At 75.5% G+C, this 24,238-nt stretch carries 22 protein-coding genes; 12 read left to right on the top strand and 10 right to left on the bottom strand.

Annotation, left to right across the window (positions count from 1 at the left end):
• A partial coding sequence (locus tag ACFU7Z_RS01490; protein WP_380775223.1) for a hypothetical protein occupies positions 1–2,826 on the top strand: 2,826 nt, incomplete at its 5' end.
• A 133-nt stretch (positions 2,827–2,959) separates the two neighbouring features.
• On the top strand, positions 2,960–3,949 hold the full coding sequence (locus ACFU7Z_RS01485) for an ABC transporter ATP-binding protein (protein ID WP_049658967.1): 990 nt from the start codon (positions 2,960–2,962) through the stop codon (positions 3,947–3,949).
• A gap of 21 nt (positions 3,950–3,970) precedes the next feature.
• Here the strand turns inward: ACFU7Z_RS01485 and ACFU7Z_RS01480 are convergent, their stop codons facing one another.
• Together ACFU7Z_RS01480 and ACFU7Z_RS01475 are read right to left on the bottom strand one after the other, a co-directional pair.
• Positions 3,971–4,153, bottom strand: a complete 183-nt coding sequence (locus ACFU7Z_RS01480) for a hypothetical protein (RefSeq protein ID WP_380775221.1) — start codon at positions 4,151–4,153, stop codon at positions 3,971–3,973.
• 167 nt (positions 4,154–4,320) lie between these two features.
• On the bottom strand, positions 4,321–5,871 hold the full coding sequence (locus ACFU7Z_RS01475; RefSeq protein WP_380775219.1) for an AMP-binding protein: 1,551 nt from the start codon (positions 5,869–5,871) through the stop codon (positions 4,321–4,323).
• A 295-nt stretch (positions 5,872–6,166) separates the two neighbouring features.
• Here ACFU7Z_RS01475 and ACFU7Z_RS01470 point away from each other — a divergent pair, with 295 nt between their 5' ends.
• On the top strand, positions 6,167–6,787 hold the full coding sequence (locus tag ACFU7Z_RS01470; protein WP_380775216.1) for an AAA family ATPase: 621 nt from the start codon (positions 6,167–6,169) through the stop codon (positions 6,785–6,787).
• Between the two features lie 19 nt (positions 6,788–6,806).
• Here the strand turns inward: ACFU7Z_RS01470 and ACFU7Z_RS01465 are convergent, their stop codons facing one another.
• Positions 6,807–7,013, bottom strand: coding sequence for a hypothetical protein (locus ACFU7Z_RS01465; RefSeq protein ID WP_380775214.1), 207 nt, complete (start codon positions 7,011–7,013; stop codon positions 6,807–6,809).
• A gap of 167 nt (positions 7,014–7,180) precedes the next feature.
• On the opposite strand from ACFU7Z_RS01465, the gene ACFU7Z_RS01460 reads away from it, so the two are divergent.
• Both ACFU7Z_RS01460 and ACFU7Z_RS01455 read left to right on the top strand, forming a co-directional pair.
• On the top strand, positions 7,181–7,933 hold the full coding sequence (locus ACFU7Z_RS01460) for a thioesterase II family protein (RefSeq protein WP_049657441.1): 753 nt from the start codon (positions 7,181–7,183) through the stop codon (positions 7,931–7,933).
• A gap of 154 nt (positions 7,934–8,087) precedes the next feature.
• Positions 8,088–9,410 (top strand): styrene monooxygenase/indole monooxygenase family protein, encoded by a 1,323-nt coding sequence (locus ACFU7Z_RS01455; protein WP_380775212.1) that lies wholly within the window; start codon positions 8,088–8,090, stop codon positions 9,408–9,410.
• Between the two features lie 62 nt (positions 9,411–9,472).
• Here the strand turns inward: ACFU7Z_RS01455 and ACFU7Z_RS01450 are convergent, their stop codons facing one another.
• From ACFU7Z_RS01450 to ACFU7Z_RS01440, 3 genes are read right to left on the bottom strand one after another with little or no spacing between them, the layout of a single operon-like run.
• On the bottom strand, positions 9,473–10,174 hold the full coding sequence (locus ACFU7Z_RS01450; protein WP_049657443.1) for a FadR/GntR family transcriptional regulator: 702 nt from the start codon (positions 10,172–10,174) through the stop codon (positions 9,473–9,475).
• 10 nt (positions 10,175–10,184) lie between these two features.
• Positions 10,185–11,426: an MFS transporter gene (locus ACFU7Z_RS01445; protein WP_074003587.1), complete on the bottom strand. Its 1,242-nt coding sequence runs from the start codon at positions 11,424–11,426 to the stop codon at positions 10,185–10,187.
• Positions 11,423–12,904 carry an amidase gene (locus tag ACFU7Z_RS01440; RefSeq protein WP_380775209.1) on the bottom strand — a complete coding sequence of 494 codons (1,482 nt, stop codon included), beginning with the start codon at positions 12,902–12,904 and terminating at the stop codon, positions 11,423–11,425. The genes ACFU7Z_RS01445 and ACFU7Z_RS01440 overlap by 4 nt, the downstream gene beginning before the upstream one ends.
• 251 nt (positions 12,905–13,155) lie before the next feature.
• Here ACFU7Z_RS01440 and ACFU7Z_RS01435 point away from each other — a divergent pair, with 251 nt between their 5' ends.
• Both ACFU7Z_RS01435 and ACFU7Z_RS01430 read left to right on the top strand, forming a co-directional pair.
• Entirely contained in the window at positions 13,156–13,488 is a 333-nt protein-coding gene (locus tag ACFU7Z_RS01435; protein WP_380775225.1) for a PadR family transcriptional regulator, read from the top strand.
• Positions 13,485–14,492, top strand: coding sequence for a hypothetical protein (locus tag ACFU7Z_RS01430; RefSeq protein WP_380775207.1), 1,008 nt, complete (start codon positions 13,485–13,487; stop codon positions 14,490–14,492). The genes ACFU7Z_RS01435 and ACFU7Z_RS01430 overlap by 4 nt, the downstream gene beginning before the upstream one ends.
• Positions 14,493–14,651: 159 nt before the next feature.
• Here ACFU7Z_RS01430 and ACFU7Z_RS01425 read toward each other — a convergent pair whose 3' ends face one another.
• Positions 14,652–15,275 (bottom strand): LysE/ArgO family amino acid transporter, encoded by a 624-nt coding sequence (locus ACFU7Z_RS01425; protein WP_049651185.1) that lies wholly within the window; start codon positions 15,273–15,275, stop codon positions 14,652–14,654.
• Between the two features lie 69 nt (positions 15,276–15,344).
• On the opposite strand from ACFU7Z_RS01425, the gene ACFU7Z_RS01420 reads away from it, so the two are divergent.
• On the top strand, positions 15,345–16,262 hold the full coding sequence (locus tag ACFU7Z_RS01420) for a LysR family transcriptional regulator ArgP (RefSeq protein WP_380775205.1): 918 nt from the start codon (positions 15,345–15,347) through the stop codon (positions 16,260–16,262).
• 26 nt (positions 16,263–16,288) lie between these two features.
• Here ACFU7Z_RS01420 and ACFU7Z_RS01415 read toward each other — a convergent pair whose 3' ends face one another.
• Complete coding sequence (locus ACFU7Z_RS01415) at positions 16,289–17,203, bottom strand: hypothetical protein (RefSeq protein WP_380775203.1); 915 nt, start codon at positions 17,201–17,203, stop codon at positions 16,289–16,291.
• A 138-nt stretch (positions 17,204–17,341) separates the two neighbouring features.
• On the opposite strand from ACFU7Z_RS01415, the gene ACFU7Z_RS01410 reads away from it, so the two are divergent.
• Positions 17,342–19,744 (top strand): ATP-binding protein, encoded by a 2,403-nt coding sequence (locus tag ACFU7Z_RS01410; RefSeq protein ID WP_380775201.1) that lies wholly within the window; start codon positions 17,342–17,344, stop codon positions 19,742–19,744.
• 219 nt (positions 19,745–19,963) lie between these two features.
• Here the strand turns inward: ACFU7Z_RS01410 and ACFU7Z_RS01405 are convergent, their stop codons facing one another.
• Entirely contained in the window at positions 19,964–20,743 is a 780-nt protein-coding gene (locus ACFU7Z_RS01405; RefSeq protein WP_380775199.1) for an NAD(P)H-dependent oxidoreductase, read from the bottom strand.
• Positions 20,744–20,905: 162 nt separating this feature from the next.
• Between ACFU7Z_RS01405 and ACFU7Z_RS01400 the strand changes: the two genes are divergently transcribed.
• Positions 20,906–21,796, top strand: a complete 891-nt coding sequence (locus ACFU7Z_RS01400; protein WP_380775197.1) for a helix-turn-helix transcriptional regulator — start codon at positions 20,906–20,908, stop codon at positions 21,794–21,796.
• 15 nt (positions 21,797–21,811) lie between these two features.
• Here ACFU7Z_RS01400 and ACFU7Z_RS01395 read toward each other — a convergent pair whose 3' ends face one another.
• Positions 21,812–22,210 (bottom strand): VOC family protein, encoded by a 399-nt coding sequence (locus tag ACFU7Z_RS01395; RefSeq protein WP_380775195.1) that lies wholly within the window; start codon positions 22,208–22,210, stop codon positions 21,812–21,814.
• Between the two features lie 135 nt (positions 22,211–22,345).
• Here ACFU7Z_RS01395 and ACFU7Z_RS01390 point away from each other — a divergent pair, with 135 nt between their 5' ends.
• Positions 22,346–23,341, top strand: a complete 996-nt coding sequence (locus tag ACFU7Z_RS01390) for a helix-turn-helix transcriptional regulator (RefSeq protein WP_380775193.1) — start codon at positions 22,346–22,348, stop codon at positions 23,339–23,341.
• A gap of 139 nt (positions 23,342–23,480) precedes the next feature.
• Positions 23,481–23,978: a phosphoribosyltransferase gene (locus tag ACFU7Z_RS01385; RefSeq protein WP_049651192.1), complete on the top strand. Its 498-nt coding sequence runs from the start codon at positions 23,481–23,483 to the stop codon at positions 23,976–23,978.
• Positions 23,979–24,238 lie beyond the last annotated feature (260 nt).

Raw genomic sequence — 24,238 nt, 5'->3', positions numbered from 1 at the left:
ACCGTGCCCACCCCCGCGCCGCCGCCGGCGCCCGAACCGGCGCGGGCCCACCGGCCCGCGCCCTGGGTCCGCACCCGGCTGCGCGCGATGCCGCTGGCCGCGCTGCTCACGGCGGCCCTCGCGCTCGTCACCGTCTTCCTGGCGGCGGCCTTCCCGCGCATCGCGGACCGGAACGCGGACAGCGCGCTCCAGGAGTTCACGCGCGGCCTGGGCACCAACGTCACCAACCTGGAGGTCACCTCCGGGCTGGCCCCCGGCGACGACGGCGCCGCCCTCGAAGCCCTGCAGCGGAAGTTCGACGCGCAGATCGGACGGCAGCTGCCGCTGAGCGCGTCCGCGCAGGTCCACGGCACCCGGATCAAGACCGAGCGGAAGATGTTCAACCCGGGGTTCACCCGGCTCTCCGACCGGGCCGTCCCGGGGCTCGGCCTGTTCTACCTGCACGGCCTCGCCGACCGGGCGACGCTGACCGCGGGCACCTGGCCGGGCCCCGCCCCGGTCGACGGCCCGCTGCCGATCGCGCTGAGCCAGCAGGCCGCCGAGGCCATCAACATCAAGGTCGGCGACGTCATCGAGAGCGGCACCGACGGACCGGTCGCGCTGCGCACCACCGTGACCGGCCTCTACCGGGTCAACGACCCCCAGGACCCGTTCTGGGAGGGACTCGGCTGCCCGTCCAGGGCCTGCCTGGGCGTCAAGGGCGAGGACGCGTGGTACTGGACCAGCGGCTTCGTCGACGGCGGCAGCCTGACCGCGCTGGCCCGCTGGGGTTCGAGCGGCCAGAACTTCTGGCGGCTGCCCGTGGACCCCGGCTCGCTGCGCGCCGACGAGCTCGACCACACCCGCGAGGTCCTCGGCTCGTACACGGCCGGCCCCGGCATGACCGCCCTGATCGACGCCACCCTCCGGGCCGACCTGCACGCCACCTCGCTGATGCCGGACGTCCTCGCCCGGGCCACCGCCCGCTACCAGGCCGCGGCCCCGCTGGGCGCGATCGGGCCGGCCGGTGTCGCCGGCGTCGCGGTCGTGGTGCTCTGCCTGGCCGCGGCGCTCAGCACGGACCGGCGCACGGCCGAGATCCGGCTGCTCCAGGCCCGCGGCGGCTCGCGCACCGGAGTGCTGCTGCGGCTGCTCGGCGAGGGCGCGGTGACCGTGCTGCCCGCCGCCGTGCTCGGGACGGCCCTCGCGCTGGTGCTGCTGCCCACCCCGCGCTGGGGCACCCCGGTGCTGCTGGCGCTCGCCGTGACCCTGCTCGCGATCCTGGTCTTCCCGGTCCGGGCCGCGCTGCTCTGGGCGCGCCCGCGGGCGGCCGGCGGCTGGCGCCGGATGGTCGGCGAACTCGCCGTGCTGGCCGTCACCGCCGCGGCCGTGGCCGAGGTCCGACGTCGCGGCGTCGGCCACCCCGGTAGCGGCGTCGACCCGCTGCTGGTGGCCGCCCCGCTGCTGCTCGCCGTCTCCGGCGGCCTGCTGCTGGCGAGGATCGAGCCGGTCGTGGTCGGCTGGCTGGCCGCACTCGCCGGCCGCGGCCGTGGCCTGGTCGGCTTCCTCGGCCTGGTCCGGGCCGCCCGCGACAACTCGGGCCGGCGGCGGCCCTCCGCGCTGCCGCTGCTCGCCCTGCTGATCGCCGTCACCGCCACCGGCTTCGGGGCCACCGTGCTCGACACGGTGGACCACTCCCGGGCGCGTGCCGCGCGGCTCTCCACCGGCGGCGACGTGTCCGTCTCCGTCCCGCTCTACGCCAACCTGCCGGAGGCCTTCACCAAGGCGGCCGGCGAACTGCCCGGCGTCCGGGCGGCGACCGGCGCGTGGATCGAGGAGCGGGCCACCTTCGTCGGCGCCGACCGGGAGACCGCCGAGGCCGTCCTGGTGGTGGTCGAGCCCGAGGCCTACGCGGAGATCTCCCGCACCGTCGGGGTCGGCGGGTACGACCCGGCCAGGCTGACCGCCGCCCCGGGCGGCAAGGACGGCCCGGTCCCCGCGCTGTTCAGCCGGGACCTGGCCGCGCACCTGGACTCGGGCGCACCGCAGGTGCGCACGCCCTCCGGCAGCCAGATGGCCACCAGCGTCGCGGGGATCGTCACCGCCACGCCCGCCTTCCCGGACCCCGGCAAGCCCTTCGTCGTGGTGCCGGCCAGCCCCGCCGCGGAGCACCTGCCGGAGCTCAAGCGGTCGAACCGGGTGAACAAGTGGTTCGCCGTCGGCGACGTCGATCCGGACCGGGTCCGCGCCCTGCTGCGGGAGCGCGCCATCGGCAGCGGCGAGCTCCTGGGGCGCGTCGCCAAGCTGATCGACGCGGAGGCCACGGCGGCCGGGAAGACCACCGCCGGCCTGCCCCCCGGCTATGTGGTGCACAGCAGCCGCGAGAAGATCGCCGAGCTGGCCGGCGACCCGGTGCAGCACGCCGCCGGGCGGCTGTTCTGGTACTCGGGCTTCGCCGCCGCCGGGTTCGCCCTGCTGGCCGTGCTGCTGACGCTGCTGCGGGCCGCGCCGGACCGTACGGCGGTGCTCGCCCGGCTGCGCACCATGGGCCTGCGGCCCCGGCAGGGCCTGGTGCTGATCATCGCCGAGGCGCTGCCGCAGACCCTGGCGGCGGCCGTCGGCGGCGGGCTGGTCGCGCTGGCCGCGGTCGCCCTGCTCGGGGGCGCCTTCGACCTCTCGGCGCTGGTCGGTGCCACCGTCGGCGAGACCCTGGCCCCGGCGGTGCTGCCGGTGCTGCTGCCCACCGCCGGTCTGGCCCTGGTGGTCGGCCTCGGCGTGGTGCTGGAGACCCTGGTCGCCGGCCGGCGCCAGATCGCCACCGAACTGCGAGCGGGGGAACGGCAATGAGGCCGGCACGGATAGCGGCGGACCCGCCGGGAGCGGCGGGCGGGGGCGGTGCACGGGCCGTGACAGCGGCCCGGTCCGCCGGGACAGTGGAGAGCGGTGCGATGAAGCAGACAGTCGAGACAGGAGACCACCGGTGAAGAGCACTCCCCAGGAGCGGACGGTCACCGAGGCCCCCAGCCTCCAGGAGCTCCAGCAGCGGGCCCTCGCCGCCGCCTCGCCCAAGGCGTACGGCGAGGGAGCGGCCATCGTCTGCGACCGGCTGGTCCGGATCTTCAGCGCGGAGGGGGTCGAGGTCCAGGCGCTCCAGGGCCTGGAGCTGACCATCCGCCAGGGCGACCTGGTCGCCCTGGTCGGCGCCTCGGGCAGCGGCAAGTCCACGCTGCTCACCATCCTCGCCGGGCTGGACGTGCCGACCGCCGGCACCGCCACCGTGGCCGGCTGCGACCTGCTGGAGATGTCGGTCAAGGAGCGGCTGCGCTACCGGCGCGAGGTGGTCGGCTTCATCTGGCAGCAGACCGCCCGCAACCTGCTGCCCTTCCTCACCGCCGCCGAGAACATCGCCCTGCCGATGCAGCTGCGCGGCCGTCGTTCGGGCGCCGGCGGGGCCCGGCAGCAAGCGGCCCGGGTGGCGGAGCTGATGGAGGCGCTGGAGATCGGCGAGCTCGCCCACCGCAAGCCCAACGAGCTCTCCGGCGGCCAGCAGCAGCGGGTGGCGATCGCGGTGGCGATGGCCAACAACCCGCCGGTGCTGCTCGCCGACGAGCCCACCGGCGAGCTGGACTCGGAGACCGCCGGGATCATCTTCGAGTCCTTCCGCACCGTCAACCGCGAACTGGGCGCCACCGTCGTGATCGTCACCCACGACCCGATGGTCGCGGGCGAGGTCCGTCGCACGGTCGCGATCCGGGACGGGCGGACCGCCAGCGAGGTGCTGCGCCGCACCGTGACGGACGAGCACGGCGAGGAGTCGGTGAACGAGCGCGAGTACGTGATGCTGGACCGCAGCGGCCGGGTGCAGCTGCCGGTCAAGTTCCTGGAGTCGCTCGGCATGGAGCACCGGGTGGCGGTCGATCTCGCCGCCGACCACATCGAGGTCCGGCCGGACGACATCGCCGGGCACTGACCGGCGGTGGGCGGCGCGGCGTCAGCTGTCGCCGCCCATCCGCTGGAAGAGGCCGCTGCCCTCGGCGTCCGCCCGGAGGTCGGGCGGCGCCTCCTCCGCGGCGCGCTCGCCGTGCGAGGTGGCGGTGCAGAGGGCGAAGACGATCAGGGCACTGGCCGCCACGGCGAGGATGCCCAGTGCGGTCAGGACGCGTAGCCAGGTCAAGGGAGTGCCTCCTGGGGGGACGGTGCGGCCCACAGCGACGTGCACGGCGCTGCCGGGGATGTATCGGCAGGTCGGGCCGCACGATCGAGTGCCCACGGACGGTTCTTCCCGCCGGGTGGCGCACGAGAGGTCGCCCGCGTAGGCGCTCGATGCACTCGTCGGGCGCGTCACACCCCGTCGCGCGCCCCCGCGGTGGCGGCCGCCCGTCCGCTCCCGGCGTCCACCTGGGCCCGCAGGGCGGCGAGGTCCGGCTTCCCGAGGCCGTTCAGCGGGATCGCGGGCAGCAGCAGGAGCGAGTCAGGGGCGCACCGGCCGAGGCCGTGCGCCCGGGCCCAGCGGTGCAGCTGCCCGGCCGTCAGCCGCGAGCCGGGGACGAGGGCGACGGCGGCGTGCACCCGCTCCAGGCGGTCCGGGTCGGTGGTCGTGAACATCACCGCCTCGCGGACCTCCGGGTGGGTGCGCAGTGGCTCCTCGATCTCGCGGGGGAACACATTGTGCCCCTCGACGACCGCCATCGGGTCCCGCCGCCCGGCCACCGTCAGATAGCCGGCCGCGTCCAGGCTGCCCAGGTCGCCGGTGTGCAGCCAGCCGTCCCGGAGCACCTGCCCGGTCAGCTCCGGGTCGCGCCAGTAGCCGGCCATCGCGGTCGGCGTCCGGACGCAGATCTCCCCGGTCCGGTCCGGCGGCAGCTCGGCGCCGTCCTCGTCCAGGACGCGCAGCCCGGTGTCCGGGTACGGGCGGCCCGCAGTGGTCAGCAGCCGCAGTGCCAGGTGCTCGTCCGGGCCCAGCCGGGAGACCGGCCCGCACTCCGTCAGGCTGTAGGTCTGGTGCAGCACCCGGCCCAGCCGCCGGGTCGCCTCGGCGAGCCGCCGCGGCGAGGGCGCGCAGCCGGTGTACCCGACCCGGCGCAGGCTGCCGGTGTCGGTCGTCGGCAGCAGCGGGTGGTCCAGCAGCCGGTACAGCAGGTGCGGCGGCAGGTACATCCGGGACACCCGGTGCCGCTCGACCGCCGCCAGCACGGCCCCGGCGTCGAACCCGTCCTGCATCACCACCGTGCCCCCCGCCGCCAGCGCCAGGTCCGCCGTGGTGCCGCCGCCGTGGCAGAGCGGGGTGCACAGCAGGAAGACCGAGCCGGCCGGCAGCGGGGGGCGCGGCGGACGGGCGAAGCGGCGCAGCACGCCCTTCGGGCGCCCGGTCGTGCCGCCGGTGAACCGCACCGCCATCACGTCCTCGGGCCGGTAACGGGGTGCCATTGGGGCGGGGGAGCGGCCCGCGGCGAGGTCCAGCAGGTCCGTGCCGAGCCCGAGCGGCGACGGGCCCAGCGAGAGCAGGACGGCCGAGGGCACGGCCCGCGCGACCCCGTCGGCCGCCGCCGCGCACCGGACCGGGTCGAAGACCAGCGCGGACGTCCCGGCGAACTCCGCCAGCGCCACCTGCTCGGCGACCGGCCCGTCCGGGAACGGCATCGCCACCCGGCAGCCCAGCAGATTCGCGGCCAGCCGCACCAGCAGCGCCTCCGGCCGGTTCCCGGCCAGCACCGTCACCCCGTCCCCGCGCCCGAGCCCGGCCCGCTCCAGCGCGCGGGCGGCGCGGTGCACCAGGTCCAGGCAGCGCTGCCCGGTCCACTCCTCGTCCCCGTACCGGAGCGCCACCCGGGCGGGATCGCGGGCGAGCCCGTCCAGCACCAGCGCGGTGTACGTCGGAGCCGCCTCCGCCATGGCCCGTCCTCCTGTCTGACGGCTCGTCAGCCTAGTGGACGGCGGGCCCACGGGTGCACTGCGGTCGCCGGGGGCCCAGGGGCACCGACGGGTGCGGGTAGGCGCCGACGGACCGGTGCGGGCCTGCGGGGTCCCCTCGGCCCCCGGCCGGAGGGCGCCCCCGCTTCCTCTCCATGAGGCGCGTACGCCCGACGCCGAGGCCCGGTCCGGCCGGATCCGCCGAGCGGCCGGCCGGGCGTTGTTGTTAGGGTTCCCGGTCGGACGTGAACGGGGGCTCGGACTGGTGGGCGGCGGGGTGGATGCGGTCGTGGCGCCGCGCGGCGTGGTCGATCTGCGGGGCGAGGCCGGGGCGGGGTTCGTCACCGCCTACCCGGCCGACGCCGTCGTGGTGGTGTCCGGGCTGCCGGGGGCCGGGAAGAGCACGCTGCTGCGGCGCTGGTCCGGTGCGGCGGTCCGGGCCGTGGACCCGCGGACGGTGCACGAGGCCTGCGAGGCCGTGATGCCCGCCGCCCTGCCGTACGCGGTGTACCGGCCGTGGGCCCGGCTGGAGCACTTCCGGCTGCTGCGCTCCTCGGTGCGCGGTGGCGGCCCGCTGCTGGTGCACGACTGCGGCAGCCGCGCCTGGATGCGGCGCTGGCTCGCCCGGGAGGCGGCCCGCCGGGGCCGCGAACTGCACCTGGTGCTGCTGGATGTCGGCGCCGCCACCGCGCTGGACGGCCAGCGGGCCCGCGGCCGGCACGCCTCCAGCCGGGTCTTCGCCCGCCACCGCCGCGGCCTGGAGCGGCTGTTGGCCGCCTTCACCCGGCACGTGCGCGCCGGCGGCCCGATGCCGACCCCGGAGGCCTCGTCCGTCCTGCTGCTGGACGCGGCCTCCCGCTCCCGCGCCGAGACGGTCCGCTTCGGCGCGGCGGGCTGAGCCGGGCCGGCGGCCGCCGTCACCGACGGGCCCGGCGCTCGGCCTCGGCGTGCCACCAGCCGGGCGGGGAAGGTCCGTTGACGACCGCGGACGCCTGCTCGGGGTGCAGCCCGATCGTCCGCAGGGCGTCGGCGTGGACCCGGACCTCGAACCAGCCGTGCCAACGGCCGTCCGGGCCGACCCCGCAGAGCAGGTCACTGCGCACCGCTTCCGCGGCGATGGGCATCCAGTCGATGCCCCGGTCGCGCAGTCAAGCGCGGAGGGCGGCCGGCGGGGCACCGGCGAGAACCGGCCTGCCGGAGGGTCATGATCGTCACTTCGCGCCCGCGGCGGGGCCCGGCACTGCCAGACTGGGGCCTGCAGAGTCCGTCACGGAGAGAGGTCGCACCCCGCATGTCCAGCAGCGCCGTCGTCGAGAATCCGTGGTTCCGCAGATTCAACCCGTCCGACTCCGCGCCCGCCCGGATCGTGATCTTCCCGCACGCCGGCGGCTCGGCCAGCTACTACCTGGAGTACGCCAACGCGCTGGCGCCGCACGCCGATGTGCTCGCCGTCCAGTACCCGGGCCGGCAGAACCGCATCGGCGAGCCGACGATCGGCTCGGTGACCGGCCTCGCCGAGCAGCTCGCCCGGGAGCTGCGGGAGTGGGCGGACCGGCCGCTCACCTTCTTCGGGCACAGCATGGGCGCGGCCGTCGCCTTCGAGACGGTCCGCTGCTTCGAGCGCGACGGCGTACGGGGACCGGACCGGCTGGTCGTCTCGGCCGGCCGCGCGCCCTCGCTGCCCCGGACGACCAGGGTCCACCAGCTGCCGGACGACGAACTGCTCGCCGAGATCTCCGCGCTCGGCGGCACGGACGACCGGATCTTCGCCGTGCCCGGCCTGCGCGAGCTGGTCCTGCCGAGCCTGCGGGCCGACTACATGGCCGTCGAGACCTACTGCAGCACCCCGGACGCGACCGTGTCGCTGCCGATCACCGCCCTGGCGGGGGAGTCCGACGCGCACGCCACCGTCGACCAGGTCGGCCAGTGGGAGCGGCACACCACCGGCCCCTTCGACCTGCGGGTCTTCCAGGGCGGGCACTTCTACCTGGCCGACCGGACCCACGACGTGGTGGAGGTGCTCACCGCGCACCTGCGCGGCTGAGCCGGCCCGGGGCACCCCGGGCGACCGGGGCGGCGGCGCGGTCCGCACGCCGCCGCCTCCTTCGAACGGATGCGCCCGCCACCGGTGACCGGAGCGCGCCCGCTCGACTACTGTGCCTGCTTGACGGACCGTCAACAGACCACCAGGAGGCAGCGTGCGCCGGATCGCCGTCGTCGGAGCGGGCCAGGCCGGCCTCCAACTCGCGCTCGGGCTGGTGGCGGACGGGTATCGGGTGACGCTGGTCGCCGAGCGCACCCCGGAGCAGCTGCGCGGCGGCCGGGTGCTGTCCACCCAGGCGATGTTCGGCCCCGCCCTGCGGATCGAGGCGGCGGCCGGGCTGGACCTCTGGGCGGAGCGGGCACCGGCCGTCTCCTCGGTGGAGGCGGTGCTGGCGGCGCCCCCCGGCGTGCGGGCGCTGGAGTACACCATGACGCTGGACGAGCCCGCCCAGTCGGTGGACCAGCGGCTCAAGCTGGCCGGCTGGCTGGAACTGCTGGCCGAGCGCGGCGGCGTGGTCGAGTACCGCACGCTGGACCGCGGCGGGCTGCACGAGCTGGCCCGTCGGCACGAGCTGACCGTGGTCGCGGCCGGCCGCGGCGCCCTGTCCGGGATCTTCGAACGCGACGCCGTCCGCTCGCCGTTCGACGGGCCGCAGCGGGCCCTGTCCTGCCTGTACGCGCACGGCGTCGGCTCGCCGGACCCGGCCGGCGGGCCGAGGGCCCGGATGAACGCCCTGCCCGGCCTCGGCGAGCTGTACCTGCAGCCGGCGCTCACCCTCTCCGGCCCCTGCGACATCCTGCTCTGGGAGGCGCTGCCCGGCGGACCGCTGGACGCGTTCGGCGATGCCCCGCCGCCGGACGTCCAACTGGCCCGGATCCGCGAGCTGTTGGCCGAGTACCTGCCCTGGGAGGCGGAGCTCTGGACGGAGGCCGAGCCGACCGACGCCGGGGCCGGGCTGTTCGGCGCGGTCACCCCGGTGGTCCGGCGCGCGGTGGCGGAGCTCGGCTCGGGCGTGGACGCCGTCCACGTGCTGGGCCTCGGCGACGCGGTGGTGGTGACCGACCCGATCGCCGGACAGGGCGCCAACAACGCCGCCCGGGCGGCCGAGGCCTACCGCCGGGCCGTCGTGGAGCACGGCGACGCCCCGTACACGGCCGACTGGATGTGCCGCACCGCCGAGCGGTTCTGGCAGCAACAGGCTCGCCACAGCGTCGAGTTCACCGCCGCGATGCTGACCGTGCCGGACCACCTCCAGGGGGTGTTCGCGGCCGCCGCCGAACACCCGGAGGTCGGCCGCAGGCTCGCCAACACCTACGCCGAAGCGCGCGACTACGCCGCCTGGCTGGCCACCCCCGAGCTGACCGCCGCCTACCTGGCCTCGGTGGGCAACTCCTCAGCGGGGAGCCAGGTTCGGCTCGGCGACGAGGACGGGTCCGGCGGCTCCTGTCGGCAGGAACCGCCGGACCCGGGGGCCTAACGACAGCACGACCGGACACCGGCCTTCCGGGCCCGAGGCGGTCGGGCGCGGGTGCGGCCGGCTCAGCGCGGCCCGGTGCCCGTGGCGCGCAGTCTGTCGAGGGTGTGGTCCAGGTTGGCCTGGGTCGCCGCGACGGCGGCGTCCGGGTCGCCCGCGGCGATCGCCTCGACCAGGGTGCGGTGTGCGTGGGTGATGCCCTCCGCTTCGACGCCGTCGTGGAGCCGGTTGTCGGCCACCACGTGGCCGGCCGCTTCGCGCAGCGCGTCGACGAAGGAGTCGAAGAGGCGGATGAGCACCGGGTTGTGCGCCGCCCGGACGACCTGGCGGTGCAGTTCCAGGTCGGTCTCGACGAGCTCGGCCGGGTCGGCGGCCGCGTCGCGGGCGGCCAGCGCCGCCCGGAGCGCGGCGACGTCCGCCTCGGTGCGCCGCTGCGCGGCCAGCCGGCCCGCCTCCACCTCCAGCGCCGCCCGGACCTCGTACACGTCGAAGACCTCCGAGCGCCGCAGCTCCCGGTCGAACTCCGAGACCGGGGCGGCGGCGGCCACGTACGTGCCCGAGCCCTGACGGGCGCGCAGCTGGCCGTCGGCGATCAGCACCCGGACGGCCTCGCGGGAGGTGGTCCGGCCGACTCCGAGGAGTCGGCTCAGCTCCACCTCACCGGGCAGTTTGCTGCCGACCGGCCACTCGCCCGTGCCGATCAGTCGGCGCAGCTCGGCCGTGGCTTCCTCCACCAGTGAGCGATGGCGTACCGGGCGAACAGTCATGAGGACGACCCTATCGTCCTCCGGGTGCCGCACCCGTGGCGGCCTGCTCGTTCACCCGTTCCGGGGCCGGTTCCGGCCCCTGCTCCGGCCCCGCCTCCGGCAGTACGCGGTCGCGCAGCCGCAGCGCGGAGCCGAGCCCGAGCGCCAGCACGCCGAGGACCAGGGCGAGGACGGTCCGCAGGCCGTGGGCGTCGGCCAGGCCGCCGAGCGCCGGTGCGGCGAGGCCGCCCACGGACATGGCGAGTCCGAGGGTCAGCCCGCTGGCGGTGCCGGGCCGGGTGGGCAGGTAGTCCTGGGCGAGTGTCACCTGCGGGGCGAAGGGCAGGAACATGGCCAGCCCGAACGCCACCGCGCCGGCCATGGCGACCGCGACGGAGGGTGCGAAGGCCACGGCGGCCAGGGCGGGGACGGCCAGCAGGTAGCCGGTGCGGATCGGGGTCATCCGTCCGTGCCGGTCGCCGAGCCAGCCGCCGAGCAGGGTGCCGGCCGCCCCGGCCAGGGTGAGCAGGGTCAGCGCCGCGGCGCCGGTTCCCGTCGAGCCGTGGAGGTCGCGCTGGATGTGGAGGGCGAGCATCGAGGTGACGGTCACGTAGGGGATCGACCAGGCGACGGTGGTCGCGGCGAGGCGTCCGAACGCCCGCCAGTCGTCGCGGTGGGCGCTCGTCGCCGCACCCCGGGCGGCGGCCGGGGTCGCCGGGGTGTGGCCGCGGTACCGCAGCCAGCGGCCCTGCGCGGCCCACAGCAGGGCCGTCACCAGCGCCGGGACGGCCAGCAGCCAGCTGCCGCCCAGGCCGTACGCGCCGACCACGAGGGTGACCAGGGCCGGTGCCAGCGAGGCGCCGAGGGTGCCCCCGACGGAGAACAGGCTCATCGCCCGCTGGGACTGTCCGCCGGCGACCCGGGCCTGGTTGGTGGCGGCCGGGTGGTAGGCGGCGATGCCGATGCCGGCCAGCGCGGCGAAGAGCCAGGTCAGCGGGTAGCTGTCGGCGAGGGCGGCGCCGGTGATCCCGGCCGCGGCGGTGAGGAAGCCGGCCGGGATGAGCCAGCCGCGGGGGCGGCGGTCGACCAGCAGGCCGAACAGCGGCTGGACCACGCTCGACAGGCCGCTCGCGGCCAGGGCGATGCCGGAGACGGCGGTGTAGCTGTAGTGCCGCTGGGACATCAGGAAGGGCAGCAGGGCCGGGACAGCGCCCTGGTAGAGGTCGTTGACGATGTGGGTGCCGGTCAGGAAGGCCAGCTGTCCGCGCTTCACCGCGTCCCCCGCTCGGGCCGCGCCGTGTTCTGCCCGGTCGCCCGCTCCAGGACGGCCGCCTGCCGGGCGGCGTGGTGGTGCCAGGGCCGGGCCCGTTCCAGCTGGGCGCCGAGGGAGAGCAGGAGGCCCTCCTGGTGGAGCCGGGCGGTCAGCATCACGCCGATCGGCAGTCCGTCCGGGGTCCAGTGCAGCGGCAGGCTGATCGACGGCCGGCCGGTGAGGTTCGCCACCGGCGTGCGCGGGGTGACGGCGAGCATCCGGGCGTAGGTCCGCTCCGGGGCGTCCGGGTCGGCCAACGACCCGACCGGCAGCGGCGGTTGGTCCGTCGTGGGGCTCAGCACCGCGTCGAAGCGGTCGTACCGGTGGCAGATCGTCCGGGCGGTGGCGGTCAGCGAGGCCATCGCCGAGGCCAGCCGGACCGCGCTGTGCTCGTTGCCCCGGGCGCGCAGCCAGCGGGTCAGCGGCAGCAGCCGGTCCTCCCGCTCCGGCGGGACGGGCACGGCGGCGGCCAGCACGCTCCACAGCACGGTGAAGTCCGGCACGTACTCGGCGGGGTCGAACGGCGGGGCCTCCTCCACCCGGTGGCCGAGGTCGGCGAGCAGGTCGGCGGTGCGGCGGGAGGCCAGCGCGGCCTCCGGGTGCCACCCGTCCGTCCGGGGCAGGACGCCGATCCGCAGCGGGCCGGGCTCGCGTTCGACGCAGGCCCTGAAGTGGCCGGCGGGGGAGGCGGGCAAGGTGCTGCCGTCGCCCGGGACGCTGCCGGCCATGACGTCCAGCAGGAGAGCCGCGTCCAGTACCGTCCGGGCCAGCGGGCCGGCGGTGGCCAGCCCGAAGGCGTCCGTGCCGGGGGCGGTCGTCACCCGGCCCCGGCTGGGCTTGAGGCCGACCACGCCGCAGGCGGCGGCCGGGATCCGGACCGAGCCGCCGCCGTCGCTGCCCAGAGCCCCGGCGGCCAGGCCGGCGGAGACCGAGGCGGCCGCCCCGCCGCTGGAACCCCCGGCGCCGCGGCCGGGGTCGTACGGGCTGCGCGCGGTGGCGTGGACCGTCTCCGTGTAGGCGGAGCAGCCGAACTCGGCGGCCGTGGTGGTGCCCAGCAGCACGCCGCCCGCGGCCCGGAGGGCGCCGACCACGGCGGCGTCCTGCGGAGCGGTGCGGTCGTCGAAGGCGGCGGAGCCCGCGGTGAACGGGAGCCCGCCGACCGGCCAGGTGTCCTTCACCGACAGCGGCACGCCGAGCAGCGGCGGCAGCCCGGCGCCGTTCCCGGTCCCGGCGCCGTCCCCGGCGGCGGCCAGCCGGGCCTCGGCCGCACGGGCGGCCCGGCGGGCGCCGGGCGCGTCGACCGTGCGGTAGGCGCCGAGCACGCCGTCGAGTTCCTCGATCCGGCGCAGGTGGTGGTCGACCAGTTCGGTCGGCGAGACGGTGCGCCCGCGGATCGCCGCCGCCTGTTCGGCCAGCGTCAGGGCATGGAGGTCTGACATGATCACTCTCCCCAAGTAGTCCTCAGGTCCCCAGGTCTTCAGGTCCTCTGAGGACTTCACCATAGAGGCGGGCCCGACTCGATGGCAAGGCAAGCCTTACCGGCTGCCCGGGTGCGCGTTGGTCCTGCACCGGAGGGTCCGGGGAGGGGGGATGGGTGGTGTGTCGCCCCTTCATCTCCCTTGATGGCACCCGCCCTTCCGGACACTACGGTGACCGTACTATGGTGATCGGCGTGACGAAGAAACGCTCCATGCAGGAGCCCACCTTCCTGCTGCTCACCGCCCTCGCCGACCAGCCCCGGCACGGCTACGCGCTCGGCGACGAGGTCGCCACGATCTCCGACGGCCGGGTCCGGCTCGGCGCCGGAAGCCTGTACGGCACGCTCGACCGACTGCTCGCCGAAGGCCTCATCCGGGTCGAACGGGAGGAGACGGTCGACGGGCGACCCCGCCGCGTCTTCGCCCTCACCCCGACCGGCACTCAGGCCCTCACCGACGAGAGCCGGCGGCTGCGGGCCGCCCTCCGCGAGGCCGACCGCCGCCTCGCCATCACCCGGAACAGGCTCGCGGGAGGCCCGGCATGACCGTGCACCAGGACCACCAGAATCACCAGGACCACCAGGATCAGAGCAGGGAGGGCCGCCTGGCGACCCACCTGCTGCGCCGCGCCCTCGCCCTCTACCCGGCCTCCTACGGCACCCACGCGCTGGCGGAGGTCGCCGATCACGCCGAGCGCCGCGTCCGAACCGCGAGTCCGCTCGCCGCTCTGCGTGAGGTGGCCGATGTGGCGGGGCACGGGGTCCGGGTCCGGCTCGGCCTGGTCTCCCACCGGCCGGCGGGCCGGGCCCTGGCCACCGCGGCCCCGCTCGCCGCCGCACTGGCCGGCGGCTACGCGGCCGTGCACCTCTATTGGGCGGTCCGGGCCGCCACCGACCCGGACGGCGGGATGCGCGTCGGGTCGCTCGGCGCCACGATGGCGCTGCTCGTCCCGGCGGTGCTGATGGCCGTCGCGGCGCTGACCGGCCGTTGGACGGCGGCCCGCGCCCTGGCGGCGGCCACCGTCGTGGCCCCGCTGCTCGTCCTGCTCGCCGGCCCCGAACTGCCCGGTGCGCACGCGCGGGGCCCGCTGACCTACGGTCTGGTCGGCCCGGACACGGTGCTGTTCGCCCTCAACGCCCTGGTGCTGCTGGCCGCCCCGCCGGACCGCACCACGCGACCGCGCTCCGCCGTACCGTGGGCGGTCGTGCTCGCCACCACGGCCTCGGACGTCGCCCTCGTCCTGGTCTCCGGCCCGGGGGAGGGAGTGTTCTTCCGGACCGGATTCCCCCTCGTCGCCCCGGTGGTCGTCGGCGCGGCCGTCGCCTGCACCACCCGTACGGTCCGCTCGGCGGCCCTGACGGCCGTCGTCCTGGGGGTGCCGCCCGTGGTCGCCCCCACGCTGACGGGCTACTACGTCATGAACGCGACCGCTGTCCTGTTCCTGGTGGTGCTGTTCACCGTCGGGTACGCGGTCGCCCTCGCGGCGGTCCGGCTGACGGGCCGGTTCGGCCCGCGGACCGACCCGCGGACCGACCCGCAGCAGCCCTGACCCCCGGGCACGGCCCCGGCCCCGCGTCGTGAACCCGCGCGTACGCCCGCGGGTCCGCGCGGCGTCGGACGAATGGTGGCATCCGGCCTGGTCGGGTCGGATGCCATCATGGCCGGCCACCCACGCGGGTGGCAGCCGGGGCCGGTGGGTCAGGGCGTCCTACGCCCCGGCGAGGAGCATCCCGCCCATCGCCAGCATGGTCGCCGCGACCAGTCCGTCCAGCACCCGCCAGGCCCTCGGCCGGGACAGGACGCCGCTCAGCAGCCGGGCGCCGAAGCCCAGGGCGGCGAACCAGCACAGGCTGGCCAGCGCCGCGCCCGCGCCGAAGGCCCAGCGCAGGTCGCCGCGGTCGGAGGCCAGCGAGCCCAGCAGGAGCACGGTGTCGAGGTACACGTGCGGGTTCAGCCAGGTCATCGCCAGGCAGGTGAGGACCGCTCGCCGGACGGAGCCGGTCTCCGGTCCGCCGCCGGTGAGCGCGGCCGCCGGATCAGGGCGCAGCACCCGTCGGGCCGCCAGGAAGCCGTAGCAGAGCAGGAACGCCCCGCCGACCAGGCCCACCGCGGTCAGCGCCGCCGGCCAGGCCGTGACCACCGTGCCCACCCCCGTCACGCCGAGCGCGATCAGCGCCGCGTCCGAGACGGCGCAGATGGCGACGACCGCGAGGACGGCGTGCCGGCGGGCGCCCTGGCGCAGGACGAACGCGTTCTGGGCCCCGATGGCCACGATGAGGGAGAGTCCGGTACCGAATCCGGCGAGGGCGGCGGCGATGGTGCTGCTGGTCATGGGTCCGACCGTATGGACCGCGTATAGATGAGTACAGCTAAAGATTCTAAAGTAACCTTAGCCGTACTTATGGACGAGCTTCCCCTGGACCAGGTCCGGACCCTGCTCGCGGTGGTCGACGAGGGCACCTTCGACGCCGCGGCCGCCGCCCTGCACGTGACCCCCTCCGCCGTCAGCCAGCGCGTCAAGGCCCTGGAACAGCGCACCGGTCGGGTCCTGCTGATGCGCACCAAGCCGGTGCGGCCCACCGAGTCCGGCGAGGTGGTGGTCCGGTTCGCCCGCCAGCTCGCCCGGCTGGAACGCGACGCCCGCGCCGAACTGGGCCTGGCGGCCGAGCAGGGCCCGGCCCGGGTCCCGATCGCGGTCAACGCCGACTCCCTCGCGACCTGGTTCCTGCCCGCGCTCACCCGGGTGCCGCAGGACCCGCCGATCTGCTTCGAGCTCCACCGGGAGGACGAGGCCCACACCACCGCCCTGCTGCGCGAGGGCCAGGTGATGGCCGCCGTCACCTCCTCGCCCGACCCGGTGGCCGGCTGCACCGTGCGGCGGCTCGGGCTGGCCCGCTACCTGGCCGTGGCCACACCGGAGTTCGCGGCCCGTCATCTCACCGGGGACCTGGCTGAGGATCTGGGCCGGGCCCCCACCGTGGCCTTCGACCGGCGCGACGAGCTCCAGGACGAGTTCGTCCGGTCCCTCACCCGGGGGCGGTCGGGCGCCGGGCGGATCCGCCACCTGGTGCCCGCCTCGGACGGGTTCCGGGACGCGGTGGCCGCCGGTCTCGGCTGGGGCCTCGTGCCCGAACCCCAGGCCGAGCCGCTGCTGCGGTCCGGGCGGCTGGTGGAGCTGGCACCCGCCCGGCCGATGGACGTTCCCCTGTACTGGCAGCAGTGGAAGCTGGACTCGCCCGCCCTGTCCACGGTCGCCGAGGCCGTCGCGGCGGCCGCCGCCGAAGCCCTGCCGGCCGGGCCCACCCGCCGCCGGCCGTAGACCGGCCGGGGCCCGGCCCGCCTTCGCTATCCCTCGTGTCCCTGGTCCTGCCCGCTCCGCAGGGCGGCGCCGTGGGCGAGCAGGACGCTCAGCGCCACGTAGTCCGATCCGGGGCGGCGGACGGGCACGAACACCTCCAGCCGGTCCCCTTCGGTGCGGTAGCCCGCCTTCGCCGCGCGCCCCGACAGGGCCCGGCTGCCGACGTGCGAGGCCAGTCCCCGGACGTCGAGCCGGACACCGTCCGCCGGGCGCGCGGAGACGAGTGTGATCCGGGACCAGGCGATCGGCGCGGGGAACGGGGAGAGGGTCATCCCCTCGGCGGTGAAGGTCAGGGCGCCCCAGCGGAACGACCCGCCCGCGCCGAGCTCGTCCAGGAGGCGTTGCGCACGGGCCACGGCGACGGACTGCGTAGCGTCCGAGACGAAGCGCGCGCCGGTGGTGGGGTGCGCCTTCGTGATCATCCGCCAGAAGCCGCACTCCTCCTGGACCCTGATGTAGTCCAGGCCCCGGAGGCGGATCCGGCCGCCCGAGTGGGGGCGGATCACGGTCTTGAGCACGTCGTGCGAGTGCGCCGAGTTGAAGTGGACGGACACCCGGGTCGACTCGACGGAGGCGATCTCCTGCCACGCGTACCGCAGCGTGCGGCGCCCCGGCCGGCGCAGCTCGAAGCCGTGCTCGTACTCCCGGATCCGGATCCGGGCGTGCCGCACGCACAGGGCGAGGCACCCCAGGGCCGCCACGGGCAGGGCCCAGAACGCGAGGCGGAACGAGGAGTCCTCGTCGTAGTACTTGCCGACGAGCGAGCACAGCACGCCGAACAGGATAAGGAGCACGACCAGCGCGGTCGTCGGCCTGCGTACGTAGGCCCCCTGGTAGGTCCACACCCGCTGCCCCAGCAGCCGCCCGCTCCGCTCCGACCCCGCCGCCGTGCCTGCCGTCACCACACACCTCGCATAGCCGTCCGATACCGCGTCGTCGAGTCTCGGGCGGGTGCGTGCGGGGGACAACGGGAGAACTACTCAATTCCCGCACGCTTTCCGTGCCGGTACCGTCAGCGCGCGTCCGTAGGATGACCACCCATGGGAACGGGGGCAGCCGCGGGGACGTTCGCCGGCCTCGGCGGCTTCGACGCCGAACTGACGCCGCTGATCGGGCGGCGGGCGGACACGGCCCGGATCGCCCGGCTGCTGTCCGGCGCGCGTCTGGTGACGCTCAGCGGCACCGGAGGTGTGGGCAAGACCCGGCTGGCGCTGCGCGTGGCGGCGGACGCGGCGCGCTCCGCCTTCCCCGACGGCGTGTACGTCGCCGAACTCGCCGACCTCCGGGACCCGGAGCTGCTCGCGTCGAGCGTCCTCGGCACCCTCGACGTGGCGAATCCGGGGCACCCCGGCGCCGACGCGGCGGCCGTCCTCGCCGCCCGGCTGCGCGAGCGGCGCGCCCTGCTGGTCCTGGACAACTGCGAGCACCTGGTCGACGCGTGCGCCCGCCTCACCGACGCGCTGCTGCGGGCCGCGCCCGGACTGCGCGTCCTGGCGACGAGCCGGCAGCCGCTCGGCATCGCGGGCGAACAGGTCTTCCCCGTGGAGCCGTTGCCGGTGCCGGACGCGCGGGCGGGTCACGGCCTGCGCGACCTGAACGGCAATCCGGCCGTCGCGCTGTTCGTCGACCGGGCCGCCGCCGTGCTGCCCGGCTTCACCCTGACCAGGCCGGACGCCGCAGCCGTCGCCGAGCTCGTCCGCCGCCTGGACGGGCTGCCCTTCGCGATCGAACTGGCCGCCGCCCGCATCCGGAGCCTGACGCCGCAGGAGATCCTGGAGCGGCTCACGGACCGGTTCGCGCTGCTCACCGGCGGGAGCAGCGTCGCCGCCGACCGGCAGCGCACCCTGCGCGCGTTGATCGACTGGAGCCACGAACTGTGCACGGGGCGCGAGCGGTTGCTCTGGGCGCGGGCCTCGGTGTTCCGCGGCGGCTTCGACCTGGAGAGCCTCGAACGGGTCTGCGCGGACGCCGAACTGCCGCCCGCCGCCCTGCTCGACGCCCTCGACGGCCTGGTGGCCCGGTCGATCGTCAACTGCCGCCACGTGCAGGGACGTTCGCGCTACCACATGCTGGAGACGGTACGGGAGTACGGGCACCAGCGGCTGGCCGCGTCCGGCTCGCTCGACGCCCTGCGCGGCCGTCACCGGGACCGGTACGCCGAACTGACCGCACGAGCAGGGCGGGAGTGGTTCGGGCCCCGGCAGGTCGACTGGTTCACGCGCCTTCGCCTGGACCACCCGAACCTGCGCGCCGCCCTGGGGTTCTGCCTGGAGCGGCCCGGGCAGGCGCGGGCCGGTCTGGCCCTGGCCGTGTCGCCCCGGCACTACTGGATGACCGCGGGCCTGCTCTCCGAGGGGCGCCACTGGCTGTCGCAGCTGCTCGCCGCCGACCACGCGCAGGACGGCGGTGACGCCGACGGTGACGGCACAGCGGGCCCGGATGCCGCCGTCCGTGTCCACGCCCGGGTCACCGACACGTACCTGCGCATCCTGCAGGGCGACCCGGACGCCGACGTACGGCAGGCGCTCGCCGCGTGCGAGGCGGCGGCCGAACAGGGCGGCCACCGGCAGGAGTCGGCGTGGGTGTGGCACCACCACGGGATCCTCGCCGTCTGGCGCGAGGACTACGCGAGCGCCGCCGAACTGTTCGCGCGGGCGCGCACCGAGTTCCGCGCGCTGGGCTGCCTCGACGCGGCCCTCGAGTGCCGGGTCAAGTTCGCCATCGCGCACGCCTGCGGGGGCGAGGCCGCCGTGGCCGAGGAGGCGTGCGGCGAGGTCGAGGCGGCCGCCCGCACGCACGGCGAGTCATGGCTGCACGGCATGGCCCTGCTCGCCCGCGCCCTGCTGGCCCTGCGCGCGGACGCGCCCGCCGACGCGACCACGCACGCCAGGGCGGCCATCGCCCGGCTGCGCCCGTTCCAGGACTGGTGGGACGTGGCCATGTGCGTGGAGGTCATCGCCTGGAGCACCCGGAACGACCCGCGGCGCACTGCCCGGCTCCTGGGCGTGCTGCACCTGTTGTGGGAGTCACTGGGCGGGCGGCTCGGCGCGGCGCCGTTCATGCGCACCCAGCACCTGCGCCTGGACGCCGCGGTACGGGAGGCGTTGGGCGCGGCCGCCTTCGACCGGGAGTTCCGCCGCGGAGCTCGCGCCACCGTGGACGAGGCGATGGCCCACGTCCTCGACGACCCGGCCGGGGTCCCGGGACTGACGAAGCGCGAGAGCCAGGTCGCGGAACTGGTCGCCGAGGGCCTCACCAACAAGGACATCGCGGCGCGCCTCACGATCGCGCAGCGGACCGCGGAGAACCACGTCGAACGCATCCTGGGCAAGCTGGGGCTCGCCTCGCGCACGCAGCTGGCGGTGTGGACGTACGAGCAGCGGGGCGGTCCCGCCCGGGGCCCGCGGCGCCGGGGGCCCACGGAGCGGTCGCCGGCGGACTGAGTCGGAGAACTGGGTTGTTCAACCCAGCCGATGGACTTTGTCGTTCGACCCAGCCGATGGACTGGGTTGCTCGACCCAGCCGCCGGACTGGGTTGTCCGACCCAGCCGGCGGACTGAAGTAGCAGACCGAGCCGACCGTCCGAGTCGGTGGACCGAGCCGACAGGCAGAGTTGATGGACCGAGCCGACAGACCGAGTCGGTGGACCGAGTCGACCGCCCTCAGCCGCGCACGTGCAGCCCGAACCCCGTGCGGCCCGCGGGCTCCAGCCCCTCCTTCAGGTGCAGCGAGGGGATCTCGTAGTCGCCGAAGTTCTGCCGCCGGAACGCGATCGGCTCGGTCGACTCCAGGGTGAGCAGGCGCTGCTCCCAGGCCCGGGCGACGGCCGGGTAGTCCTCGTCGGTCATCCGGTCGCTGCCGTACAGCACGAACGGCGGCAGCACCTCGATGCCCGGGTAGTAGAGGACGCCGTGCTGGAACGGGAACAGCAGATCGTCGATGGGGCCGCTGATCCCGCGAGCGGCGTAGTGCGACTCCGGGCCGCCGACGGTCACCGACAGCAGCGCCCGCCGGCCCGCGAGGGTGCCCTCGCCGAAGCGGTCGCCGTACCTGGTGGCGCTGTGCTCGCCGACGCCGTACGCGAAGCGGTAGGTGAACACCCGGTCCACCCACCCCTTGAGGATCGCGGGCATCGTGTACCACCACAGCGGGAACTGGAAGACGATCGTGTCGGCCCACAGCAGCTTCTCCTGCTCGGCGCGGACGTCCGGGGAGAGCGTGCCGGCCTCGAAGGCCCGGCCCGAGTCCAGGGCGACCTTCAGCGGACTCGAGGCCTCGGGGCCGTAGTCCGCGGCGTCCACGACCGCCTTCCAGTTCATCGCGTACAGGTCGCTCACCCGTACCTCGTGCCCGGCGGTCTCCAGGGTGGACACCGCGAGGTCCTTCAGCGAGCTGTTGAGCGACTTCGGCTCCGGGTGGGCGTGGACGATCAGCGTCTTCACGGGGGACTCCTTCGGATCGGATGCCTCTGATCCTGGACGCCGCGGCGCCCGGCGTTCAGGGGCGCCGCTTCCGTCGGACCGGACTTCCTGGTACCGGCAGGGCCACCCTCACGGGCACCCGAGCCGGCCGTACGGGCGCCCGCCGCGGCCATACTGAGGGGCATGGACGATCTCGCGGGCTTCCTAGGGACCAGGCGTTCCCGGGTCGATCCGGCCACCGTCGGCATCCCCACCGACAGCCGCCGCCGGGTCGCGGGGCTGCGCCGCGAGGAGGTCGCGCACCTGTCCGGCGTCAGCGTCGACTACTACGTACGCCTGGAGCAGGGCCGCGCGACCCAGCCCTCCGAGCAGGTCCTCGACGCGCTCGCCCGCGTCCTCGACCTCGACGAGACCGAACGCGGGCACCTCTACCGCCTCGCACGGCAGCGCCGCCGCCGCGCGACGGCGCCGGGCAGCCGGGTCCGGCCGGAACTGCTGCGCGTCCTCGACCTGGTGGCCGGCGCACCCGCGCTGATCATGAACCACCGCCTGGACGTCCTCGCCGGGAACCGCCTCGCCGGACTCCTCCTCGGCCGCCCGATGCCGGGCCTGAACACCGCCCGGCACATCTTCCTGGAGGAGGCCGACCGCGGCCTCTACGCCGACTGGGAGAACTGCACCCTCGACGTGGTCGGGCACCTGCGGCTGGCCGCCGGCCAGTACCCCGACGACCCCCGACTGGCCTCGCTCATCGGCGAGTTGGCGATGGGCAGCGAGCGCTTCCGCCGCCTCTGGGCCCGCGCGGACGTCCGCGCCCGCACCCACGGGCGCAAGGCGTACCGGCACCCCCTGGTCGGACCGCTGGAACTGCACCAGGAGAACTTCGCGCTGCCGGACGAGCCGGGCATCGAGCTGCTGGTGCTGTCCGCGGCCCCCGGCAGCCCCGCCGAGGACGGACTGCGCCTGCTCGCGGGGCTGGGCACGGACACCGGCGAGCCCCGCGGCGCGGCGGCCGTCGGTGCTGCGGGCGCCGCGGGTGACGAAGACCTGCTTCGGCGGGCGGGGAAGGCGTAGCGGCGGGGTGCCCCGTCAGCGGGTGAACTTCGCGATGGCCGCCGGGGTGACGGGCGTGAAGAAGTTGACGAGGTTGCCGTCGGGGTCGCGGAGCAGCAGGGAGCGGTTGCCCCAGGGCATCGTGGTGGGCTCGGTGACGAAGTCCGTGACGAATCCGGTCAGGTCGCGGTGGACGCGGTCCACGTCGTCGACGAGGAACTCGGTGATGACGCTCTGGTTGGCGGCCGGGCGGGCGGAGCCCGGGGCGAACAGCGGGACGGTGCGGGTGCCCGCGATCGCGAGGGTGGCGCCCGCGGTCCGGAGCTCGGCGAAGTCCTCGGTGGCCCACTCCGCCCGTACCTGCGTGGCGCGTTCGTAGAACTCGACCAGGCGTGCGACGTCGCCGGTGATGATGCGGATCGAAACGAAGTCCATGGTGTCCTCCTGGGACGGGGTCGGAGCCGCCCGCGGTCGCGCGGTTGAGTGCTGGTGCCGCTGAGCGGCCGTGCGCTCCGCAGACTAGGAGGGATAGTGGACAGAACCTGTCCACTATCCGCCTAGGCTGTGGACATGTCCCGACCCACCGGCCGTGTGCTGACCCTCCTGGAACTGCTGCAGTCGGGCGGTACCCGGACGCTGGCCGAACTGGCCGACCGCCTCGGCGTCGACGGGCGCACCGTGCGGCGCTACGTGGACCACCTGATCGACCTCGACGTGCCCGTGGAGTCGGTGCGCGGCCGGTACGGCGGCTACCGGATCTCCCCGGGCTACCGCCTTCCCCCGCTCATGCTCGGCGAGGACGAGGCGCTCGCCGTGCTGCTCGGACTGCTCGCCGGACGCCGGACGGGACTGGCGACGGCCGAGCGCACGGCGGGCGAGACCGCGGCCGCCAAGATCCGCCGGGTGCTGCCCCGGCACGTGGCGGCCCGGCTCGACACGCTCCTGGACGCCCTCTCCTTCACGGACGGCTCCGACGGGGACGCCGCCCCGGACGCCGGGGTCCTGCTCACCCTCGCCGACGCGGTGCGCCACCGCCGGCCGGTCTCCCTCAGGTACACCGACCGCGACGGCCGGCCCAGTGAGCGCACGCTGCACCCGTACGGGATCGTCGCCCACGCGAACCGCTGGTACGTCACGGGCGCGGACCCCGGGATCGGCGAGGACCGGACCTTCCGGCTCGACCGCGTCGCGGACGCGAGGGCCCTGCCCGGCACGTTCGAGGCGCCCGCCGGCCCCGACCCGGCCGACCGCCTGCTGTCGGGCTTCGCCACGGCCGACTACCGGCACGAGGTGACGCTGCGCATCCACGGCACGGCCGAGCAGATCCGCGCCCACCTGCCCGCCGGCGTCGCGACACTGGAGGACCACGACCCGGCACCGGCACCGGACGGGGACCCGACCGCCGAGCGCTGGCTGCGCGTCGAGCTACGGGCGGAGCGCCTCGACTGGCTGCCGCCGCTCCTCGCCGCGATCGACCGGCCGTTCGTCATCGAGCGCCCGGAGGAACTGCGCACCCTCGTCACCGCCCTCGCCGACCGCCTGGCCTCCCACGCCCGCCGGACCTGACGGCACCCGCCCAGCTCCCCGCGGGCCGGCCGTCGTGCCCGGGGACCGGAGCGCTCGGCCGACGTGTGAAGCACCACACTTCCGGTCCAGAGCGTGCCGGAACTCGCGGCCCGGCCGACGGCCAAGGACACTGATCGTCGTGACTGATGTGCGTGAGACCCTGGATTACCAGACCTTCGGGCGGGCGGTGCGCGAACTCGCGCAGACGATCGCCGACGACGGCTACGAGCCCGACCTCGTCCTGAGCATCGCCCGCGGCGGGGTGTTCGTGGCGGGCGGTCTGGCGTACGCGCTGGACTGCAAGAACATCCACCTGGTGAACGTCGAGTTCTACACGGGCGTGGGCACCACCCTCGAGATGCCCGTCATGCTGGCGCCCGTTCCCGCCGCGATCGACTTCACCGACAAGAAGGTCCTGATCACCGACGACGTCGCCGACACGGGCAAGACCCTGCGGCTCGTGCACGACTTCTGCCTCGACCACGTCGCCGAGGTCCGGTCCGCCGTCATCTACGAGAAGTCGCACTCCCTGGTGAAGTGCGAGTACGTGTGGAAGCGGACCGACGACTGGATCGAGTTCCCGTGGTCGACGGAAGGACCGGTCGTCAAGCGCGAAGGCCAGGTCCTCGACGCCTGACCGGAAGCGGTCCGCGCCGCACGCCGGGACGCTCCCAGGCCGGGAAGCCCCAGGCCGGGACGCCCCAGGGCGGACTCCTGCGGAGCAGAAAAAATCGGAAGGGTTGGGACCTGTCACCCCTTCGGGGGGTGGAGCTGGCGCGCGCGGGCAGGGGTGCGGCAGCATCGGGGCGGGAGCCCGGTCCTGGCAGGACCGGGGGTGGTTGAGGAGCGGGTGCCCGTCGTGGTGACGCGGGCACCCGCTTGGCGGTGTCCTCGCTG

This window comes from Kitasatospora sp. NPDC057518, from assembly GCF_042802075.1.
Classification (GTDB): Bacteria; Actinomycetota; Actinomycetes; order Streptomycetales; family Streptomycetaceae; genus Kitasatospora.
Note: the sequence above shows the minus strand (reverse complement) of the source record. Positions and strands in the feature narration are given on the sequence as shown.

What these genes read in the sequence shown, in the direction of transcription:
- ACFU7Z_RS01475 (WP_380775219.1), bottom strand. Translation starts at nt 5,871, where the DNA reads ATGGCGGAGGCGGCTCCGACGTACACCGCGCTGGTGCTGGACGGGCTC.
- ACFU7Z_RS01465 (WP_380775214.1), bottom strand. Translation starts at nt 7,013, where the DNA reads ATGCCCATCGCCGCGGAAGCGGTGCGCAGTGACCTGCTCTGCGGGGTC.
- ACFU7Z_RS01460 (WP_049657441.1), top strand. Translation starts at nt 7,181, where the DNA reads ATGTCCAGCAGCGCCGTCGTCGAGAATCCGTGGTTCCGCAGATTCAAC.
- ACFU7Z_RS01450 (WP_049657443.1), bottom strand. Translation starts at nt 10,174, where the DNA reads ATGACTGTTCGCCCGGTACGCCATCGCTCACTGGTGGAGGAAGCCACG.
- ACFU7Z_RS01440 (WP_380775209.1), bottom strand. Translation starts at nt 12,904, where the DNA reads ATGTCAGACCTCCATGCCCTGACGCTGGCCGAACAGGCGGCGGCGATC.
- ACFU7Z_RS01435 (WP_380775225.1), top strand. Translation starts at nt 13,156, where the DNA reads ATGCAGGAGCCCACCTTCCTGCTGCTCACCGCCCTCGCCGACCAGCCC.
- ACFU7Z_RS01430 (WP_380775207.1), top strand. Translation starts at nt 13,485, where the DNA reads ATGACCGTGCACCAGGACCACCAGAATCACCAGGACCACCAGGATCAG.
- ACFU7Z_RS01425 (WP_049651185.1), bottom strand. Translation starts at nt 15,275, where the DNA reads ATGACCAGCAGCACCATCGCCGCCGCCCTCGCCGGATTCGGTACCGGA.
- ACFU7Z_RS01420 (WP_380775205.1), top strand. Translation starts at nt 15,345, where the DNA reads ATGGACGAGCTTCCCCTGGACCAGGTCCGGACCCTGCTCGCGGTGGTC.
- ACFU7Z_RS01410 (WP_380775201.1), top strand. Translation starts at nt 17,342, where the DNA reads ATGGGAACGGGGGCAGCCGCGGGGACGTTCGCCGGCCTCGGCGGCTTC.
- ACFU7Z_RS01400 (WP_380775197.1), top strand. Translation starts at nt 20,906, where the DNA reads ATGGACGATCTCGCGGGCTTCCTAGGGACCAGGCGTTCCCGGGTCGAT.
- ACFU7Z_RS01395 (WP_380775195.1), bottom strand. Translation starts at nt 22,210, where the DNA reads ATGGACTTCGTTTCGATCCGCATCATCACCGGCGACGTCGCACGCCTG.
- ACFU7Z_RS01390 (WP_380775193.1), top strand. Translation starts at nt 22,346, where the DNA reads ATGTCCCGACCCACCGGCCGTGTGCTGACCCTCCTGGAACTGCTGCAG.